Annotated in this window: 14 protein-coding genes; 2 read left to right on the forward strand and 12 right to left on the reverse strand. The window is 37.1% G+C overall.

What is annotated here, in order from left to right; genetic code table 11:
• Nucleotides 1-110: 110 nt before the first annotated feature.
• From NKR74_RS11275 to NKR74_RS11300, 6 genes are all read right to left on the reverse strand, one after another.
• On the reverse strand, nt 111-926 hold the full coding sequence (locus NKR74_RS11275; RefSeq protein WP_253629597.1) for an MBL fold metallo-hydrolase: 816 nt from the start codon (nt 924-926) through the stop codon (nt 111-113).
• 294 nt (nt 927-1,220) lie between these two features.
• Nucleotides 1,221-1,364, reverse strand: coding sequence for a hypothetical protein (locus NKR74_RS11280; RefSeq protein ID WP_253629598.1), 144 nt, complete (start codon nt 1,362-1,364; stop codon nt 1,221-1,223).
• Nucleotides 1,365-1,587: 223 nt separating this feature from the next.
• The gene (locus NKR74_RS11285) at nt 1,588-2,241 is read right to left on the reverse strand and encodes a phosphatase PAP2 family protein (protein WP_098310272.1); all 654 of its coding nucleotides are present in this window, start codon (nt 2,239-2,241) and stop codon (nt 1,588-1,590) included.
• 215 nt (nt 2,242-2,456) lie between these two features.
• Nucleotides 2,457-3,815 carry a HAMP domain-containing sensor histidine kinase gene (locus tag NKR74_RS11290; protein WP_098310273.1) on the reverse strand — a complete coding sequence of 453 codons (1,359 nt, stop codon included), beginning with the start codon at nt 3,813-3,815 and terminating at the stop codon, nt 2,457-2,459.
• Between the two features lies 1 nt (nt 3,816).
• Complete coding sequence (locus NKR74_RS11295; protein ID WP_253629599.1) at nt 3,817-4,518, reverse strand: response regulator transcription factor; 702 nt, start codon at nt 4,516-4,518, stop codon at nt 3,817-3,819.
• 55 nt (nt 4,519-4,573) lie between these two features.
• Nucleotides 4,574-5,863 (reverse strand): VTT domain-containing protein, encoded by a 1,290-nt coding sequence (locus tag NKR74_RS11300; RefSeq protein ID WP_253629600.1) that lies wholly within the window; start codon nt 5,861-5,863, stop codon nt 4,574-4,576.
• A gap of 223 nt (nt 5,864-6,086) precedes the next feature.
• On the opposite strand from NKR74_RS11300, the gene NKR74_RS11305 reads away from it, so the two are divergent.
• Together NKR74_RS11305 and NKR74_RS11310 are read left to right on the forward strand one after the other, a co-directional pair.
• Nucleotides 6,087-6,689: an undecaprenyl-diphosphatase gene (locus NKR74_RS11305; RefSeq protein ID WP_098310276.1), complete on the forward strand. Its 603-nt coding sequence runs from the start codon at nt 6,087-6,089 to the stop codon at nt 6,687-6,689.
• Nucleotides 6,690-6,808: 119 nt separating this feature from the next.
• On the forward strand, nt 6,809-9,931 hold the full coding sequence (locus NKR74_RS11310; protein WP_253629601.1) for an efflux RND transporter permease subunit: 3,123 nt from the start codon (nt 6,809-6,811) through the stop codon (nt 9,929-9,931).
• Between the two features lie 225 nt (nt 9,932-10,156).
• On the opposite strand, the gene NKR74_RS11315 is transcribed toward NKR74_RS11310, so the two are convergent.
• The 6 genes from NKR74_RS11315 to NKR74_RS11340 form a co-directional block, all read right to left on the reverse strand.
• Complete coding sequence (locus NKR74_RS11315; RefSeq protein WP_253629602.1) at nt 10,157-14,638, reverse strand: phosphodiester glycosidase family protein; 4,482 nt, start codon at nt 14,636-14,638, stop codon at nt 10,157-10,159.
• 253 nt (nt 14,639-14,891) lie between these two features.
• Complete coding sequence (locus NKR74_RS11320) at nt 14,892-16,463, reverse strand: SagB family peptide dehydrogenase (RefSeq protein WP_253629603.1); 1,572 nt, start codon at nt 16,461-16,463, stop codon at nt 14,892-14,894.
• Nucleotides 16,464-16,485: 22 nt separating this feature from the next.
• Nucleotides 16,486-18,429 carry a TOMM precursor leader peptide-binding protein gene (locus tag NKR74_RS11325; RefSeq protein ID WP_253629604.1) on the reverse strand — a complete coding sequence of 648 codons (1,944 nt, stop codon included), beginning with the start codon at nt 18,427-18,429 and terminating at the stop codon, nt 16,486-16,488.
• Nucleotides 18,426-20,390 (reverse strand): putative thiazole-containing bacteriocin maturation protein, encoded by a 1,965-nt coding sequence (locus tag NKR74_RS11330; RefSeq protein ID WP_253629605.1) that lies wholly within the window; start codon nt 20,388-20,390, stop codon nt 18,426-18,428. The genes NKR74_RS11325 and NKR74_RS11330 overlap by 4 nt, the downstream gene beginning before the upstream one ends.
• A gap of 186 nt (nt 20,391-20,576) precedes the next feature.
• The gene (locus tag NKR74_RS11335) at nt 20,577-20,828 is read right to left on the reverse strand and encodes a heterocycloanthracin/sonorensin family bacteriocin (protein WP_253629606.1); all 252 of its coding nucleotides are present in this window, start codon (nt 20,826-20,828) and stop codon (nt 20,577-20,579) included.
• Between the two features lie 537 nt (nt 20,829-21,365).
• A complete protein-coding gene (locus tag NKR74_RS11340; RefSeq protein WP_253629607.1) occupies nt 21,366-21,692 on the reverse strand; it encodes a heterocycloanthracin/sonorensin family bacteriocin in 327 nt (108 codons plus the stop codon).
• Nucleotides 21,693-21,717 lie beyond the last annotated feature (25 nt).

Here is a 21,717-nt window from a genome sequence, read left to right on the forward strand (position 1 = left end):
ACCTATGAGATTTTCATCGGTTTTTCTGTAGGAGAGTGAACAGACGGACTAATCCCTTTAATCACTCTTGAGTGTTTTTTATATGGCTTGGAATAAAAGAAGAGATTACTTTATAATGCTAACTCTTTTTTTAACAAGGTAAGATTATAATCATGAAATTTTTTCATTGCTTTTGGATAATTATATTTTTTTATGAGGGCGTATGTTTCTTCTTGTTTGTCTTCTAGTAGTAACTGTTTAACTTGTAAAATATAATCAATTGATTCGGATATTCTCTTTTTCATCTCTGTTTTATCATTTGTAAATCCACCATGTCCCGGTATTAAGATGTTAATGTCATATTTCTCTATTATAGATTCGAATTTTTCTAAAGTTGCTAAATAGTCATCACTGCTATGATAAATATACGGAAACTCCACATTAGATAAGTAGTCTCCAGCTATTACGATACCAAATGGTTCGAGAACTGTAATAATGCCATCTTCAGTATGACCTGGAGCATGATAAAAATAAAATTTTATGTCTCCTATTTCTAATTCCTCATATTCTTTGCTAATTGAAATATCTACATTTGGAAATTTTATTTCATATTCTCTTGTTAAATAATAGGAATCATCAAAATCTTTAATACTATTGATAATTGATTGCTTGTCGGGGGTATCATTTAATTTCTTACTTGCAATTACTTTGATGTGAGAAAACGCACCATAACCTAAAATATGATCAAAATCGGAATGTGTAAAGAGTAAGTAAACGTCTTTATGTTTTTTATTTTTATAAACATAGTTCTGAATCTCATTTACTTCATTAGGTAACCAAGTAGGATCTATTACTAATACTAATTTATCAGTTTCTATAATAACTGAGTTTGTTTGATAAAGAGCGCTTTGAAAGATGGTTATGTGATTATCTTTATACTGAATCATGGTCCTATGTCCCCCGCTTTAAAATTTTTCGTTTGTTTTAAAGAGATTTAGATACATTTCTCTTTAAAACCAAAAAGTAAAAGGAAATTATTACAAATAGTCTACGGATAGAATATCATTCTTTTTGTTTGTAAGCTATGAAATCTTTTAGCTTGATGAGGATGTGAAGGTACCCCTTATTGAATTATCACTATCTGTTGAGTAGCTTAAAAATAAGAAAATTCTCTTTTAAGTGAACAGTACATTGAAAAAGAAACCGAAACAATATCGTTTCGGTTTCTTTTTGCTAATTAATTAATATTCTATTTCATCATAGTCTTTCGGCTGTGGTACTGGCTGCATATTACTTGCATCTTTTGGATCGCTGTAAATAGCATTTTCTTCAGTATTTAATTTTTTAATGTTTGTTTTTTTATTATTAGTAGGTTGTTTTTCCATCTGAATCATCTCCTTAACGTCTTTTCAAATGTAATTATGTCCTATACTACTCTTTTCTACTCTATTTGAATGAATAGGAGTTAATCCACATGTTTATTCTTTTTTGTGTTTTATTAATTGTAAAAATACGGTAAATGAAATTAGCCATTGATTTTTATTATTCAATTGTTTTATCCCGCACTAACGGACAGTAGAATTCCTGCATCAATTAACGACTTTCATGTTAATTTTGTGTTGCTTTATAACGTCTTTCTTCATATAACTGATATGCCCAGATTGAAGTGGTAAGCCACGATCCGCTAGCTAGATAACCTCCCAGTACATCACTTGGATAATGAACTCCTAAGTATATACGACTTACGCCAATAGCAAGAATCATTGTTGCGCTAATTAAAATTAAAATAACACGACCAAATGAACTTTTGATATGCCGCCACAGCAAAAAAGTGACGATTCCGTACAAACTAAATGCCGCCATCGAATGACCACTAGGGAAACTGAATCCATTCGCATCAACAATGCGATGAATAGTCGGTCTGGCACGATGAAATATCATCTTTAATATCCAATTTAGAAGTGCCGATCCAATAACAACCCACACGAATAAAATCAATTCTCTTCGATGGTGCAAAACCTTATATAAAAAAAGGATTATAGCTAACGTAAGAAAAACAACGGGTAATCCCGACCCGATAAAAGTAAAGAACTTCATGATACTTGTAAGTGTTGGAGATTCCAGTCCTTGAATAAAAGAAATGACAGCATTGTCAAATCCAACAATTTTTTGGTCACTTATAAGCAGTGCAATGAGCCCAAATGCAATAGCGCACAAAAGACTAATAAAAAACGCGCGAGTTAGTTGTAATTTCAATTTCATTTCGTTAAAAAAATCCTCCTTAAATACACATGCCTATCATCAATAATGCAGCGATTACAACATGTTAAATGCAGGCAACCATAGACCTAAATATCTACCATGATGCATCAGAGAGATGACCAAACGTAAAAAGTGTAGAAATTAAAGAAACCAAATAAAACGATGATTTAGATTTCTAAAATCTATCCTCACTATTATTTTTTAGTCTCACTACTTTATTCATTCATAGAGGAAACAGGTAAAAGTAATTCCACATCTGTTCCTTTTCCTTCCTCGCTTCGTATCTTGATTTCTCCCTTATGCTGTTTCATAATATTTTTTGCGATAGCTAGTCCTAATCCCGTTCCTCCTGTCTCTCGACTCCTTGCTTTATCTACCCGGTAAAATCGTTCAAAAATATGCTCTATTTCTTCCTTCGGTATACCGATACCATAATCGCTTACTCGTATCACAGCATGATTTTCATTCTTGTCCAAGAAAATTTCAATTTTGTCAGAACTATACTTAATAGCGTTATCGAGCAATATGATGATGACTTGTTTTATCTTCAGCTCATCCATTTTAACCATGATAGGTGCTTGATCGTAATGGAGTGTAATTTCTCTTCTATAAACATCTTTAAATTGCTGTAGAATGCTATGACATAGTGATACTAAATCAGATGATTTTATTTCTAAAACAGTTTCTTTTTCTGATGCTGCTAAATCCAATAACGCTTCCGTCATTCTTTGCATTCGAGTTGCTTCTGAATGGATTGCCTCAATCGCTTCTATTGTCATTTCTTCGTTTTGGATGCCTCGTCTTCTTACTAAATTGGCATAACTTCTAATGACTGTAAGAGGAGTCTTTAGTTCATGAGAGGCATCTGAAATAAATTGTTTCTGTTTTTCAGAGTTTTCTTGTAGCCTCTTAATCATAAGATTAAACGCTGTAGCCAGTTTTTCAAGTTCATCCTTTGTTTGTTTATGAATAGCTATTGTTTTTGGAACACCACTTTGTTCAATATCTTCCATCGTTTTAATCATATTAGAAATAGGTCGCATAATAATATTTGACAACCATCTTCCACTGAGAAGAGATAATATAATGGCGATAGCGGAACAAGCGATAAGAATAGATAATAAAATGTCTTTTCTCGTTTCAAGTCCGGTTAATCGCTCGCCAATCTCCAATGTGCCCACAACATGATTATCCGAAGTAATGGGAACGCGAGTGATTAAGATTTGTTCCTCTCGAATTTTGTATAACTGTGACTCAGATTTTTTAGAGAATTTAGCTTCTATATTAGATAAATGTTTATCATCCGTGACTTGGCTAATCACTTGAGAATCAGGATCTATAATCCGAATGAAGGAATGCTCGACTAAATATGATTTTAATTTGTCTTCTGTTAGCGTCGTTGTATTTTGTTTATGAAGTTCTTGTATAATATCGTTCGCTTTTTCAAACAGCACTTCTTCTTCCATATTTACAGTCGTTTTCATAAAAGCAAAAAATACAACAACGTTTATAATGAGTAATATACAAAATAGCCAAGCTGTCGTTAACAAATTAATTTTTGTCGTGATCTTCATCTTATTTCTCCCTTATGGAATACCCTATTCCCCGGATCGTATGAATTAACGGAGAAGAAAACTCCTCGTCTATCTTCTTTCTAAGATGACGAATATACACGTCAATTACGTTCGTTTCTCCTTCGTATTCATATCCCCAAACATGAGTAAGAATACCTTCACGTGTTACAATCTTGTTTTTATTTGTAAGTAAATATACTAATAAATCATACTCTTTTGGAGTTAGTGAAATGGATTTCCCGTTCCTTGTCACTTCTCTCGTATCCATATTTATCGACAAATCAGCAATGGATAAAAGAGGTGTTTGTTCATTTAACGGAACACCAGCTGTAATCATGGTGTTTGAACGAATGCTTGAACGTACCCGCGCAAGAAGTTCTTCCATTTCAAACGGTTTTGTAACATAATCATTTGCCCCTTGATCTAAGCCCATAACTTTATCTAATGTTGTATTTCGAGCTGTTAAAAGGATTACTGGTACATGGATACCAGCCTTTCTTAATCGTCGTAACACTTCTATACCGCTCAATTCTGGCAACATTACATCTAGCAAGATTAGATCTAAATTTTCGTGTAAGGCTATTTCTAATCCTGATTTCCCATCATATTTTACTAATACTTCGTACCCTTCATACTCCAGTTCTAACTGTAGTACCCTTGCTATTTGCACTTCATCTTCTACAACTAAAATCCGTTTGTTCATAATCTCCTCTTCTTTCTACATTCATTGTCTGTCATATTCCTGTATGCACTGAATATTAAATTTGCTTATTTACGATAAGGCGAAACATCTCAAATAGCAAGAAATTCAAGAACATCCACACCGCGCCATATACATATCCACCCACGATATCGCTTGGAAGTATATGAGAATACCCAATGTTTGCAATTGCTATACATAGTAAAAGCAATATACCCAGAAGAGGGGGAACAAATTGTATATATTTATTCTTCATATGACGTACCATTAGAAATAAGCAGGTGCCATACACAATAATGGTAATTGTTGCTTTTTCATCCGGAAAAGTAGAAGAACGAGTTGCCGCTTCTTTTCCAATAAAATGAAAATAAGACAGTGTGTGTGTGACCGCATTATGATACATATGCGCTCCAAGTATGGAAACGATAAGTAAGAGGCCTTCAAGCCATCTATTCCTTCCTTTTCTCCAAATGGCTAAAATCGTAATAATAATGAGAATACTAAATGCGATAGGTGACTGCAACGATAGGAATCTGCTCATGCTATTTGTCCAACCTGTTTGAAGTATAGAATGAACAATATATATAGTAACCTCATTAAACTGAGTAAACTCATTATATAAATAATCCTGTGCCATTCCCAACATTAAGGTTATCATTCCTAATAAGACTAGTGTAAGACTGATAAGGAACACTTCCGTTGCTCGAATGGTTCGAAAGTAAGAAATAAGCCGATTAAGCAGTCGTACGAAAAAGTTTTTGATTTGTTTTTTGTAAAATTTATAAACTAGTAACCCTCCGATAACGATAGCGAGTCCAAGGACAATGTAGATGAGATATTGTCCGGCCAATTTATGAAAATCCTGCCAGCGCGGCCCTAAAATTTTACCTAGTGTAATAAAGCTAATTGCCCATAAGCTTGCCCCTATATATGCTGGAACAAAAAAGGTTCGATAGGGCATTCTTGAAATACCAGATACGTATCCTGTGAAGTGCCGAACCCCAGTAATGAAATAAGCAACTACCAACAATTTACTGCCTGATCGTTCCATCCAGGCAGCTACTTTTTTGTAGTTCTTAGGTCCAAGGTGAATATACCGTCCATACTTCTCGATCAGTTTATAGCCTCCTAACCTTCCGATCCAGTATGTAACTGTAATTCCGACTCCTCCAGCAGCAATAGCTGTCAGAATGGCCAAAGTGTAATCCATTTTTCCTTGAAACACAAAATATCCGGCAAAACTCATAAAGAATTCAGCCGAAATCGGAATCGCAAGCAGTTCAATCAAAATAACAGTGAATAAAATAATATAACTGTGCTGTTCAAATAATGATATAAAATGTTCCATGTCGTTCCTCCGAGCCTCATTCTTTTTTTGTTTTTATTTTCATTTATAAACCACTATAGCACTAAACTCTAGGTGCTTTTTCATTTTTAATCCATTTTTAATGTAATTTTCATAGGATGTTCAGTTTCCCACGATACACTCAGAATACACGTTTTTTGGTGAGCTTGCGTTTTTATCTTTCTACATAAGACACCCAAAACCTATAAATAAGGAGCTGAACAATATGAACTATGAAATATTTCAATGGATTAACGATTTGGCCGGTCGCTCCTCTTTTCTAGATAGAGGTATGATATTCATCACTAATAGCGTCCCTTATGTCGTAATCGCATTTATGTTATTTCTATGGTTTACTGCAAACAAAGAAAAAAGAGCAGAGAAACAGTATACAGCTATATACATTGTCTTTTCTTGCTTACTTGGATTGTCCATAAACGCAATCCTTCACCTTGTCTACTACCATCCACGTCCATTCGTGGCACATCATGTTCATCAATTAATATCGCATCCTGCTGACTCTTCATTTGTAAGTGATCATTCGGTATTAGTATTTTCTATAGCATGTACGCTGTTGCTACGAAACGATTCGTGGAAATATCCCGTATTAGTATGGGCTATCATTGTTGGCATTTCCCGTATATTCGTCGGAGTCCATTATCCTGCAGATGTGATTGGCGGTGCTCTTGTTTCATATGGGACAAGTATATTGGTTATGCAGTTCTCAAAAAAATTGGAGCCTTTAGTACAATTGGTGTTCTACATGTACAAGAGATTAACAGAACATATCCCCTTTTTAGCTAAGTATAGCTATAGAGGCCTAAGCTAAGAAAAAATGAGGAAAATAGGCTGAAATAGATCCTCTGATTACTAGAGAAATGTTATATTTTCTATTTTTGTCACTTGTGATTGATTCTATTTACATGAATGAAACGAGGAGGTAAGAAAATGAAAAAGATTGTTGAGGGAGCGATGCAACGAGGCATATTAATGATTGTTTGTGCTCTCATTATATTGGCTTGGGGAGGCATTTCTGCTTTCAAAATGCAACGTGACTATCTACCAGGAATTAACAACACCACTCTTACAGTAAGTATGCGTGTTCCTGCGGAGCAAGCAGATCAAATCAAGAAAGAGATTACAGATCCACTTGCGAGTGCTGCACAAACTGTAGACGGATTAGCAAACGTAGAGACAACCTCATATGACGGTGGTTTGTTTATGAGTTTGTATTTCCCTATGAATTTTGACATGAAGAAAGCAGAAGACGAAGTAAACAAAGCGTTGGCAAATGCACAGTTACCGCCTACTGTTACAGCGAAACCAACTGTGACGAGAGTAACTACAAGTTCATTTCCTGTTTTAACGTATAGCTTAACAAGCTCTAAATTTAATGAACAAGAACTGCGCTCTACCGTACAACAAGACATTGTAAAACAAATCAAATCCGTACCAGGTGTTTCAGATGTGAGCGTCTTTGGCGGAGCAAAAGATGGATTTGTATTAAACGTACGCACGAAGGATTTAGAAAAAAACGGACTAACACTGGATGATGTAAATAAATCATTATCTACATCTCTTCCAAGTTTGCCAAAAGGAACAATGCAAAATAATCAATTATCCATTCCAGTAAGCTTTGATGGATTAACACTAGATGAACAACAACTTAAAAATGTACCTATTAAAAACGCACAAGGAAAAACTGTACCTTTATCAGCGGTTGCGGATATCTCTCGTTCCTTAAATGATGTGAAGACCATGTCTAGAACAAATGGTCAACCTAGCGTAGTGCTAAACGTCATTAAAACACCTTCTGCTAATATTACAGACGTAGCAGCACAAGTAAAAGATCGAGTACAAAATCTTGCACCTGTTAAAAATGGTGACGTTTCAATGCAAACCTTATTGGATCGCGAACAGGAGTTAAACAGTTCCTTATTCGGATTAGTTCGAGAAGGATTACTCGGCTGTGTATTCTCTATGATCTGTGTATTTTTCTTTTTCCGTAATGTTCGATCTACTTTGCTCATTGCAATCTCATTGCCGATTTCCTTATTGGCAACAACTGCGATATTAAAATCTATGGGTATCACGTTAAATATTTTAACGGTTTCCGGTTTGATTGTAGCGATGGGACGAATTGTGGATGATTCGATTGTCATTTTGGATAACATGTACCGTAAAAGAGAAGAATCAAAAGAGAAATCTTTACTCTCAATACTAGGATCTGCGGTAACGGAAATGTTACCTGCGATTCTCGCATCCACTTTAACAACTATTGCAGTATTTATACCAATCACCATGGTAGGAGGTATGATCAGTGCATCTTACAGTGGATTTGCTTGGTCAGTAGTCATTGCGCTTATTACTTCATTCTTTGTTGCGATGTGCGTCATCCCAGCTTTAGCATTCATGGGCTGGAAAGGTGCTCCATCCAATAAAAAATCAGTAAGCATAGAGCCGATGATGAAGCCAGTTTTACAATCTGCTCTAAATCATAAAAAAGCAATGGTGTTTGGATCTGTAATTATCTTTGTGTTCGCAGTCATTTATGCTGCCTTCCTTCCTATTAACTTTTTGCCAAGCGCCAAATCTGGTCAAATTGCCGTTAAGGTAGAATTACCAAAAGGAAGTACATTACCAGAGGTAGATGCAGAAGTTCAAAAAGTGGAACAAACTTTAAAAGAAAATCCGAAGGTGAAATCGTATTCGTCTAGCTTTGGTTCCACTATGACTCCTCAAAGTGATGATGTGTTCGACCAAGGAGGAGGATTTATTCAAAGTCCAAATGTCGCGAATCTCTCTGTTACATTGAAAAATGACAAGGATGCCGATTCTGTTATTCAAAATTTACAATCTCAATTGCCGCATCTTTCCGATAAAGTAGCCTATACCGTAACTAGTCAAAATATCTCCGGTGATGATTCACAAATGAAACTATTGCTGACTGGTGCAGACCAAGTTACACTCGATCAAACGGCTCAAAAGGTAAGAACGGAGTTAGCAAAAATACCTGGATTAAGCGTAGATGGACAAGTAGATTTAACAAATGGATTACCGAAATATAAAGTAACTTTAAATCGTTCAGCTATTGAACAACAAGGTGTAAATGTTGCCGATATCCTAAAAGTAGTAAACAGATATATGGCACAGGCGAAGGATGCAACGATTACCATTGATCACAAGAACCTTCCAGTAGACGTATATCTAGATCAAATTGCTTCTGGACAGGATTCAAAGGTTCAGATCGATGCTTCGCCAAGTGATGTAATGGCTTCATTAGGAGCTGAAACGTTCCAAACGAAAGACGGAAATAGTGTAAGATTTGACCAGCTAGCAACGATTACAAAAGATACATCTCCGTCTACAATCAGTGAACGAGATGGTCAACCATTTTCTGCCGTTACAGCTCAAATTACTTCAAATGACATTAGCAAAATTTCAAACCAAGTGGATCAAACACTGCAAAACATGAAGCTTCCGAATAGTGTGAGTTATTCTATTGGGGGTATATCAGAACAAGTCAAACAAATGATTTTTGATATGTCCATCGCTATATCGTTCTCCATTTTGTTAGTGTTACTGATTATTTCATCAGTATTTAAAGGTTGGAGAGCTCCGTTAGCTGTACTCCTCAGCATTCCGCTTGCCTTAAGTGGTGTAGTAATTGCACTAATGTTATTCGGCGGGGAGTGGAACTTAGCAGCCTTAATTGGCGTACTTATGTTGACGGGAATCGTGGTAACGAACGGAATTGTATTAATCGACAAAATCGAACGAAATCGAAAAGAAGGAATGCCTATTAAAGAAGCTGTATTGAATGGTAGTCTTTCAAGGATTAGACCAATCTTAATGACAGCAGCGGCAACAATTCTTACTTTGTTACCACTTGCATTTTCTCATAGTACAGATACGGTTATTTCTCAAACATTAGGTATCGTGGTTATAGGAGGAATGATTACATCAACAATTAACAGCTTTATTATCATTCCAATTATTTATGAGTGGCTTCATAAGAAGTACGCTCACAGTAAAATTGAAGTAACAAAGAATGCTAAACACCTATCCTAATCGTTGTTAGAAATACTGCCGATAAAATAAATATTGCAAACAAAAGTCTCAAAAACTACAGTTTTTATTAGTACGGTATTGAATAAGTCTGAACGAAAACAGCCGGCTGCATATATGCAGCCGGCTGTTTTCTTAAATTTCTTGGATATTCTTTTAAACAGCTTTAGTCTTTAAAATACTAAAGACTGAAAAGTAACTTGCGTATAGTATCTGAAACTAACTATTTTAGATGTTTTTATCGTGTTTCATATATTTTTGAATTGCAGCTTTTATTTCTTGCTCTGTCGCATGTTCTTTTACAATATCTTTAATATAACCATATACTTGCTGCATACCAGATTCATCGGCTGGATTGAACTTATGAATTCCATGTGTGACTACAAAACGAAGCCACGTATCTTTCATTCGGTTCATTTTATCTTGCTGCTCCAACACCACCTTTATACCTTGTACAATCGGCACTTCTGCTTGTATCAACTTTTCCTTCACAAGCTTTCTTTCTGTTTCATCCGGAATTACCTTCATGAGCGCATCTACCTTTTCATAGTTGGTAATTCCTTGATCTATTGATTCAGCGCTTGTATATGCAGCTGACTGAATTTCGTATATACGCTGGTTTAAATTAACGATTTCCTTAAGTATGCTTATTCTTTTTATTAAGTCACTTTTTTCCCTGCTATTTGGCAATGCTTTTACTAGGTCTTCCGCAGAAGAAATAGCTTTATAGGCATCCATAATTTTTTCTTGTGTAGTTAAATCTCCATTCGCCAACTGCGCTGCATATATCACTGCAGCTTTTGCAGGAGAATCTGGCACAATAAGCTTTATTTGTCCTTCTCGCCAGCCACTTTTTACCGTAATTACCGCTTCTCCAGGAGATAAAGCTGTAACGGTTCCTGTGTCATCTACAGAGGCAACCTTTTCATTGTTCGATTTCCATTCTGTCTTGAATGGCGGTGCAATTGGAAGCGTAATTGGGGTGTTCGTGCTCGTCATAAACTTGCCATTTGCCTCCAGTTTCACTTTCGCATTTGTTTCTACCGTTACGGAATCTGCATTGAAGCTGATGGAGTCTAATAAAGGAATAACATCCCAGCTTATTGTATTACCTTTTATCTTTAAGTTGAGGTAATGATAAAAGCCGCCTTTTTCCGGAGGGATATGCGTATACTTTCCACCTCCGCCTGAAATGATATAATCTACACCTTGTACATTTTTATGCTGATATGCGTGAAGATCGCCGCTCAATACTACAATATTTTTATTACGGTTCTGCTGTTTGTAGGCACCCATCATATCATAAAACTTCTGTGCTTCTTCTCGATTGGAAAATCCGTGTCCTGTATTATAGTCTTCTCCATCTGCGCTAATTTCATCTGGCGGTACATGCATAAACACAAGTACATTTTTTTTATTATTGTTTGCTAGCACTTCTTGCAGCCAAGGCCATTGTGATGCATCAGAATTTGTAAGACCTCCGTTTGCACTATCCAGTCCAATGATGCGCGTATTTCCATAATCATACATATATGTCGGCTCACCAAACGTTTTTTGATAGTTTAAGCGCGAATTTGTACCGGAAATTTCATGGTTTCCTATACTTACAATATACGGCATTTTAAAGAGATTCATATTTGCAAGACCTGTCGCAAAATTTTCGGCTGTATCATTTTCTACGATGTCTCCCGTATACCCTATAAGCTCTGAAGGCTCTTGGTTAATCCGATTAATTTGTTCTCGAAGCAAAATATCCGCTGCCGTTTGTCCCTGTCCTGCTGTATAATAACCGCCATCACCGATAACGCTCATTTGAAAATGATTTTGTTTTTTAGGCTGTCCGAGCGGCGAACCAATGGTAAATGACCATGTTTTTACCGTTTCATTATTGCTTTTATCCACTGCGGTTACTTTTACTTTATGATTTGTTCCGTTTTCCCATGCAATTCTAGGCATATAATACACGGTTCCGCTCGCTTCATCGTATTGGAACGGAACATCTTTATCATCAATCGTCATTTGTATCTTACTTACATCGATTCCCTTATACTCGTCAAACAACTTTGCAGCAATGCGCGGCTGGTTTGTACGTGTTGTGATGCCATCCGCAGGAGAAATAATAGTAACCTCCGGCTTATCCAGATCATCTCCTGTATACACAACAAACTTCCAGTCTGCTTTTGGCAGCGCAGGATTTCCTGCAATATCCATGCCATCAATAACAACGTGGTGCTCTCCATCTGCTAATGGCTCAGCAGGCTTGTAAGAAATCTTGCCTGTTGTTGCATCGTATTGATGCTGTACAACGTTGCCGTCAATCATCATCTTAAGGGAACCAGTGTCTACACCCTTTCCTTCATCCTTTACGACTGCTGAAATATCAGGTGTATTCGTATAGACGCGCTTTCCCTTTGCGGGAGACACATCAGAAAAGACGGGCCCTATTAGATCCTCTCCAGTATCAGAGTAAATTGCACGCAAATGGTCAAAATAAATGGCTCCTTTATTTTTGTTACTATTACTCGTTTCCACAACATAAATTTGACGCAGCTTAATTGGAGTTACTGTATCAGATGGGATATCTACTGATACGTACTTCCATCCCTCCCAGTTCAACTCTCCTGCACCCGTTAAACTAAGCGGAATGTTTTTACCGTTGCCATCCTGAATAACCGCACGGAGCCAATGGTTCTTTTCATCTCCATATACCCATAATCCAAGCTTAGAAGGTCTTCCTTCTAATTCACGTCCTATATTTCCATCTGCACCTTTAAAGTTCACATAAGCTGCAGACGTTCCAATTGTTCCAGTAAAATCATAGGAAAGCCTTGCAGAATGGGTGCCGACTCTTACAGGCTTTGAACGACTCATTAAATCCAGACTTACAATATTTGCTCTTGCCGAGGAAACATATAAATCGTTTAGGTCTTCAAAATCCTCAATCACAACAGGAGGCTTTCCGACGCTTACCGCGACTTCCGCTTTTGTACTTCCATAGGAAACAATAACAGATCCTGTCGCCGTTTCATTTGCAGCTGTCAATTCCCCATTAGGAGATATGGTGCCAATATTCCCCGTCACTTCCCACTTAAGGAGATTTGGTGAAACGATGATTTCATTTCCGCTCTGGTCATACCCTTTTACATGAAAAGTTTGTTTTTGCCCTGGATTGACAATAACCGGATTTGGTGAAATCTTAATTGAGGAAAGTTCATTTACAACCTCTACAGGTACAGATTGAGAAATAGCTCCTAAGTTTATGTTTACATTTCCTTGTCCTACTGTATTACTTGCAGTAAACTTACCCGCTGAGGAAATATTTCCAATTGCATCATCTACTGCAAAGGTTAACTTTTGTGTATCAACAGGCACACCATTAAAATATTGGTCTTGCCCTTTTGCAGAAAAATCAATCCCTCCATTTACAAGAACCTTTAATGGTCCTTTTGGTACCGGAACAAGATATGCAAGATCTGAAACCGGCGCTGTTGATACAATCATTAAAGAGTTAGAGTTAGAACGCTCATAGCCGTCAGATGGACTGTTTAAAACAGAAAGTGTTTGATCCCCTGGCATTCTGGCTGTATATGTCGTAGAACCGCCACCATCAACATTAATGGCCGTTTCCATACCAAGCTCAGCAAGATATTTGGCACCCTCCGCCAAAGTTACACCGTCACTATATGTCGGCTGTCTTCCGTCAAATGTAATTACATGCAGCTTTCCCTGCTTAGAAGCAACAAACGTTCTCGGATGACGATCCTTATCATCATTTAAAGCTTGTTCAGTAGGCTTTCCGTTTTCTACAAGCACAGCACCGCCAGAAACTGCTTGCACTGCATTGTTAAAACCCTCATTGAACTGTATATTGATTTGCACTTCTTTTCCTTCAAAAAAGTTTTCCTTCACCCAAGCTGCTTGATCGCCTGTCGCAGAAAGAACCCACTTCCCGTCAGGAATAGCTGTATTATTTGTTTCATAGACAGCCTCTACTTTTCCGGTTAACACTTTATTTGCCTCGAGCTTCGTGTTTGAAGGATTAATCACAACCTCTACTCCTGCGCCAGCAGACTTTGTAGTAGAGTTGAACTTAGAAGTATATAAGTACAGGTTGTTAGAAGCAGAATCTGTACGCGGTCTGTTCACTCCATCAACCGTTCTCTCCTGACCGTTTGCAGGATTCAAAATAGTACCTGTCATTTTAAGATTCTTAGCAATCTTAATGTCTCCATCTGCCATTACAGCAAGCGCTGATTGCGTACTTACAGGAGCAGTTATCACTTCTCCTTGTGTAATTTGCAATCCGTTTGGTACACCTGCATAGTTCGGATCGGTATTATAAAAATCCATGTTGAAGCCAGCGATTACCCGATTTCCTTCGCGGTCAATTTGCTTCGCTTGATTACGCACCGTATCCAGTGCCACTACCTTCCCTTTCGGAGAAGTGACTTCAAGCTTAATATGAGGATTGCTCGGGTCTACTTCTATCATATTTACCGCTTCAATATGAGTTTCATTCTTAAGAGTGAGACTCTTATGCACAACACCAGGCCCAACGGTAAAACCATCTTCTTTTACTGTTTGAAATAAAGACTCAGCCGCATATACAGGCAAAGAAACAGTTGATGCTAGCATACTTACAACATAAAAGACTACCAACCATACAATACTAATTTGCCGTATTTTTATCGACAAATATTCCTTCTTCATCATCCACACTCCTTCGGCACATTTTTACAAAATATTAATTCTATTAAAAATTATCAAATTATTATGTTGCCGAAATAAACTTAGTGTTAAGGATTTGTAAAGTAAGATTCTAAAAGTGCACAGCGTGTAAAAAAGGAATTTTTACGGTTCTGATGCAAACATTTTTACAGCATTAAAAAGCTTGAATTCAATTGAATTCAAGCTATCTGATACTCCTTCCTTATAAACTAGGTTATTTTTAATTTATAACTATTTAACTATGCAAACTCCCTTTCAACCAAGGACGTTGACGATGGAAACCAATTGGGATCTGGATTAGGCTCGTTTTTTCTTCTGAACCTAGCTTGTAAATTTCATCACATAAGTTGGCATCGAATCCAAGAAGCGGGTGTCCTCCTAGCCCCAGGGCAGAAGCTGCTAACAATAATTTTTGTACAAGGATGCCTGCTTCCATCTGTTGAATGCGATATCCTCTATAGCCAAGTGCTGTTTTGAGATGAGTTCTATCCCCTACTACATGTATACAAAGTGGTACTTGGAATAAATTCACATTGTGAAATGTCATCCCGCTTTGCAATAAGAGTCGATGATCTCCAAGATGTACTTGTCGTAATGTATGAGCATTATTATCATAATGATAAGCGCCGCTTTGGATACCTTCAACACCAAATAAACATACGTATAGGGAAACACGGGATGCGAGTTCTTCGTGCTTTGTATCCAAATCGTTTTGATAGGCAAAGGAAGCAGTTGCTTCATATAATAACTTAGTCAATTGTTCTTGACTCATTTTCCTAAAAGTAAAATCCATTTCCGGTGAAAATCGATTTTGGCACGCTGATGCTAAGTCGTACGACATTCGCTTTATACGGGGAAGAACTAACGCTTGACCATCACGCATTTTATTCGTTTCACTCTTGATTTTTTGAAACGATCGTGTAGATTCAAGCATAGATGCTTCATTCATTTGAATCAGCATCGGATACTCTGCAATCTTTCGTGATCGGACATAGTGATTATGATGAATAACTGGTAATTCTTCGCATAATTGAGTAGCAGAGACTTCTTTATTCGTAGCAGCATCATCATTATTAAACTGTGGGGTTATAGAATTTACCGATAGAGGGATAACTGCATACGCACTCTCCTCTTTTTCGGATAACCCAAGTAAATGATTGATGGCCCGGTCTAGAAATTGAAAATGCACGCTTGATGTGAACTGAAATCGGTTTGCTACTTCTAGCAATTGTCCGATTAACACGCCTGCATCCAATCCTTGCAGACGATAAGAAAAGTTATGGTATTTAAAGAAATTTTTCCAAAACATTGTCGATACAAAAACAACACCAAAACAAGTGGATATGTCACAACTATTCCCAAGTGCCCGCGTTACATATGAATCAAAATGACCTTCTCTTAATAACACTAAGCGGTGGTGCGCTACATCATAGTGATAAATTCCAACAGGCACATTTTCTGTCTTTAAATATATATACAATTCATTTGGATATAAGCCTCCGCCCGAGGGAACAAATCTCCGATACGACTGCATAAAATTTATTTCTGGTGTCGGTAAGGTTGACTGACAGAATTGAGTAATCCCAAATACGTACCAGAGAAAGTGACCGATTTCGCGAAGATTAGGTTCTGTTGATACTTCGAGATTTTCAAGTGACAGTGTTACTTCTGAAGATAATGGAATTCCCGGTAAGTCCCGATAAAGCTTATATGAAAGTGGACCGTCTTCCCAATCCACTTCCCAAGTCGAAGATGCTGATTCGTCGGTATTAAAATGTAAATTGTTCAAAAATGTCTCTAAACCCATCCTTCTCCCTCCTAATCATCGCTTACGCAAACGGATGCGGATGTGGATTGAGTTGTTCAAACGTTAGCGCTTGCTTCGTATACCCAATTTCCATTGGTACCCGTAATACTCTCTCTAGACCTGTTAAGCGCGTAAGATGGTGCCCAAATGTCATTGGCAACATTCCTGGGATGAGTACTTTCACACAATGTAATCCATTTCGCATTATTTCTGGTGTTGTCTGATCTACTACAATCACATCGAAATTTAACTGGTGCAACATCTGAAGCATTTCTCTTAAATCATCTGTCAAATCCGCATGTCTTGTTTTCTGTTTGAATGCCTCGGTAAATGTTTGTAACGGGCAATTCTCATCTAGCAAAAACTGAAACCGTTCTTCCGCTTCTGGCAAACCGCATACCATAGGATGGTCAGGCATTTGCTTCACGAGGGAAGGATTATGGAACATCTGTACATATTTCTTGCGATTCGCCTCAAATTCCTTATCAAGCGTTAACATCATGCCAGCTAATTCATATATTGCACTTTTCGTTGCCCGTACCGGATCTAAATGAGCTCCAGCTGCACAGATAATATTTATTCCCTTCTCCTTTCTGTTTTTTGCTAGTGCCCAGACGCTTGGAATTCCGTGCTCCATGGTCGAGTTAAATAAATGTATATCATATCCCCCTACTGCATGCACTCGTTCGACCATTAACTGCAACTCTTGATCATTGACAGAAGAAAGATCAAGACGCGGGAGAGGAAGCTGAGCATACCAAGTTAGCAAAAATGAATCGCGCTCAATCACTTCCAAAATGCCATAAAAAATCGCTTCCTCTAAACTGCCACCCAATGCGCAACCATTGGAAGTCTCATAAACAAAACCATCTCTACCGCCTAAACTATAATAAGCAAGTAGTTCTGGAACTAAAATTGGACGTTCTTGCAAAAATGAATAACCCCATACCCAATTCATTGGACGATCTGGATGAAACGGTTTAAATGGAAAATTAGGCTGCATATATTGTTCTCTTGCATGTACACCCACTTCAAGGGGATTAAGTGCTTGATGATCTAAATTGCGGAATGTGTCCTGAATAACTGTACGTTTCCCTCGAGGTTCTAGACCGCAATATCGTTCTAATCCTTCTAAAATAGCGGTTAATTCACTCGCTGCATATGAATGGGTACGGCCAGCTGTTACTTCATTTCCAAAGAGAAACGGAAGATTTACAGTTACCTCGGCAAATGGAGGTGTAAGGTTATACATTTTATCATTTAAAAACCCAGTTTCATAATCTAGATAATCCTTGGCTAATACGTTACTCAGTTCAGAGATTGAACGACAACGATAATCATTTATGTTAATCTTTGGGCTTGATTGTAATGAAATCTCGGCTAAATTTGATGAATCATTACGCATTTGACTACAATTTGAACATAAAGGATGAGGTAGAAAAAAATGATATGAGCTTTTCAATGTTTGTAAATTAACGAAAAACATGTGTCCTTCTAATCGTGCATGATCATCTTGTAAAATGCACCGCACTTCTTCTAGCAAAATATGCGTCATCTGTAATAATCCATTCCTTGATGCCCATGTGTCTCGAGGTATTTCCTTTTTTGTTGTTAGGCTCTGCAATATCTTCCACATCTCTTTAGAATCATTTCCTGCGAAAGTACGGCGTATATCTGCACATTGGGAACATCCTGGTGTGCCAGGCCGAACTAGTGGACCGATTATTCCTTCTCCGAATGAAACGAAGGCTCGCAGCCAAGGAATATTCGTTGATTGAAGTATACTTTCTGCTTCTTTATGAAAAGAAGGATTCCAAGTATCGTGTAATACGAGAATTAAATCAGTTGTTGCGGGTATTTTTAGATCAAAATCAGTGTGTTGATTGATTTCATATTGGACAGATAATTCTTCATATACGTGATTTGCCAATAGTCCCTCTCCAATAATTAAAATGGAGGTGCTCATTGGGATTCCTCCTCTCCCAATAATACTCCAAATATTCCTGCCAATTCCTCCTTCCAGACTGCTTCTAGCGTTATTTCAAATACACAGAGCCGTTTTCCGTTCTGTTTTAGTATCTGTTCAGCAGATTGTAATATTTCTAATTGTGTCTTGTCTTCGTAAGAAGAAATAACGAAATGTAATGGCGTTTTATCTGGTAATAAAACTGATGAAGACTCTAATGCTTGTGATGTAAGACAATCATCACAATTTTGTGCTTCTATAAGTGCCTGCTGTAATGCATTTCGTAATGCTATTGTTATATCGAATCCTACACTTCCGTACCAACGATTATTCGTGCCGACCCATATAACAGGAAAATCGAAAATGGGTTCTCCAAAAGCGATTGTAGGTGTTCCTTGCAGAGTGGTAAGTGCTTGCAAATAAAAGCGGCAACGCTCATCGTCTATGACATCTAACTCTATTCGAGAAACGGCAATATTTTGGCGCTGCTGTCTCTTATAAAATTCTTTATTTAAACACTTTTGTAATCCTCGTAAAACACATTCTTCGATTGTTTTCCCTGTTCCAACTCCTACATATTCCTGAGAATCTATCATACCGTTCTTTATTTGTTGATGTTCGGGAAGTTTTGAAACAAGTAAGCTAGCCATTTGTGACATATAAGTCTCAACTCCAGCTAATCCAGCTTCGTATCTTGCTTCCACATGTGTTAAACCTGTACAAATCATATCGGGTAATAATTCAGCAGGTCCTTCCGACAGCGGATTAACTGTTTGAATACGACATTGAGCCAATGGCAGTTGTTTTAAGTCCCCTGCTTCCCAAATATGAAAAATCCCTGCTTCTTTTGATACAAGGTAATTCAAGTCCAGAGTAGATTCATTCAATTCATTTTTATTTGCGTTCTGTTTGATTCTTGTATTAAAATCTTTTATCCATTCGATTCCCATTTTTTCAGTTACTAAGGGATGAGGCAGAAATGAATGCCAGTTTCCTTCTAATGTTTCTGAATTTAACAGAAAAAATTGATTCGTTTGCGTGGACTTTGTTGCATCTGTAACCATTTTAAACAGTTCAAATACAATTACATTTGCTAACATTGCTTCTGGTGTAGAAGAAAAAGTGTGTTCTTGAGAATTTTTAGAAAATGCAGACTTGTGTATGCGTCGCCAAGCTGATTCCCAGCAAGCATCACTTTCTGGGTGAACGAGTGGCCCGGCTAATCCGACTCCTTGCGTATATATGGCAGGGATGAATATCTTTTTTTCTTCTTTACAAATGGAATGAAGGATTTTTAATTCCTCTATGTCTTCTTCTTGTGATACATACAAAATTGTATGAAATGGTTGCAAAGCCCTTTTTAAAATATTTACTTTTTCTTTTTGTGGAAAAATTTCTTCGACCCTCACCTCGGGGTCTGTTTTTTGGGCATGTTCTATTAATTCTTTTATTCGTCTTTGATTGGTTGATACTCGGTCAGTAATCATCATATGAAATTTCGGTAACCCAGATTCAAGTAATGCGGAAATAAGAGAAACAAAAAAAGAACCAGAGCCAACAACTAATACTTTCGTTTGGCGATAAGATTGAAAACGATATGCACCTGAAACACCGAGGTTATCTAAAAATTCAATCTGAGATGCATACTTTTGGAGAATGTTTTCTGGTAATTGGTGTGGATGATCTTGACTTATGTCTGTTGCAAATTCATTTTGGTACAGTATTTCTGCTATTTCAAATACTCGCTTTCGATATGGCTCAGATAAGCCATTTGTCAAATTTCCTAATGTGTATTCTCCATTGAACATTGGTATCAGTTTTTCAATCCATTGGTTGATAGACGTCCCTTCCATTCGGAATGAACTGGCATTATTTCTAAAATACACTTCTCCTTTTGGATCAGAGAGAAAAAAAGTATCTCTTTTCATTTTTAAACGTGTAGAAGCGTTTAATTTTGTCATTGTACTCCTCCTTCTCTGTTCATTGTTCTTGAATGAGCGTGATAACTTCCGTCATAACAATTTTATGTATCCTATTTTTTCTTATGTCAAATGGAAAGTGAAGAACGGTTCAAGAAAAGTGTTTCTACAACAAAAATCATGTGGCAACACTTTTCTTGAAGTAAAATTTCCGTTAACAAATCAGTATTAAATAAACCAGAACAACGAGCATCCGAAGCATCCACCGCATCCAAAGCATCCAAAGCATCCAAATCCTCCGCAACGACCGAATCCTCCGCAACGGCCACATCCTCCGCAACGGCCACATCCTCCGCAACGACGAGTATAGTCCTCATCAATATAGTATGGAGAAGGAATTTGGCTATCCCAGTATACGACATTTCCAGTTTGATAATCATTCAGATTTAACGCTTGTAATTCATGTTGAAAATTATTCATTTCATAACCCCCGTGTAAATAATTAGCAAGCCATAATAAAGATACGTCCCGCAATAAGTAAGACGATAGATTATTGTGAATGCACTCTTCAACAAAGTATGACCTATAATTAGGTATTGTAACTTGTTCAAATGCCTAATTTGGGGTTATGTAAAAATAATTCTAAGAGTGTGAATATAAAAAATTCCTGAGATAAAATAAAGAATATAAATATATCAATATTGAGAAACAAGTATACAGCAAATCGTTTGGAATATTAGAGAGAGATTATGAAGGAATAAATATGTTTTCCTTGTCCGTACTTTTTCGAAAGACAAAAAAACACAGCTTATGTGTGTTCTCAAGTCTATAATTTCATTAACAATGTTTTTATATCATATTGCTTTAAGCACCAATTATATTTATCTATAATCTGTTTAGGGACCACAGCTAAATCTACTACTTCTTTAAATCCATGTTTACTATAAAAAGGTTTTAAATGTTCAAATGGAATGCAATATACATTTTGAATTTGAAGTTTCAATTAAAAAATAGGAATTAAATAAAGCATACTCCGTCCACGCAGAATCCGCCGCCACAACCGCCGCAACCGCCACAACCGCCACAACCGCCGCAACCGCCACATCCAAATCCAATGCATCCAAAGCATCCAAAGCAACGGAATCCGCAACGGCCAAACCCTCCGCAACGGCCAAACCCTCCGCAACGGCCAAACCCTCCGCAACGACCACAACCTCCGCAACGACGAGTATAGTCCTCATCAATATAGTATGGAGAAGGAATTTGGCTATCCCAGTATACGACATTTCCAGTTTGATAATCATTTAGATTTAACGTTTGTAGTTCTTGTTGAAAATTATTCATTTCATAACCCCCATGTATTTTTTTA

The organism is Bacillus sp. 3103sda1 (assembly GCF_024159135.1).
GTDB classification, from domain to species: Bacteria; Bacillota; Bacilli; order Bacillales; family Bacillaceae_G; genus Bacillus_A; species Bacillus_A rhizoplanae.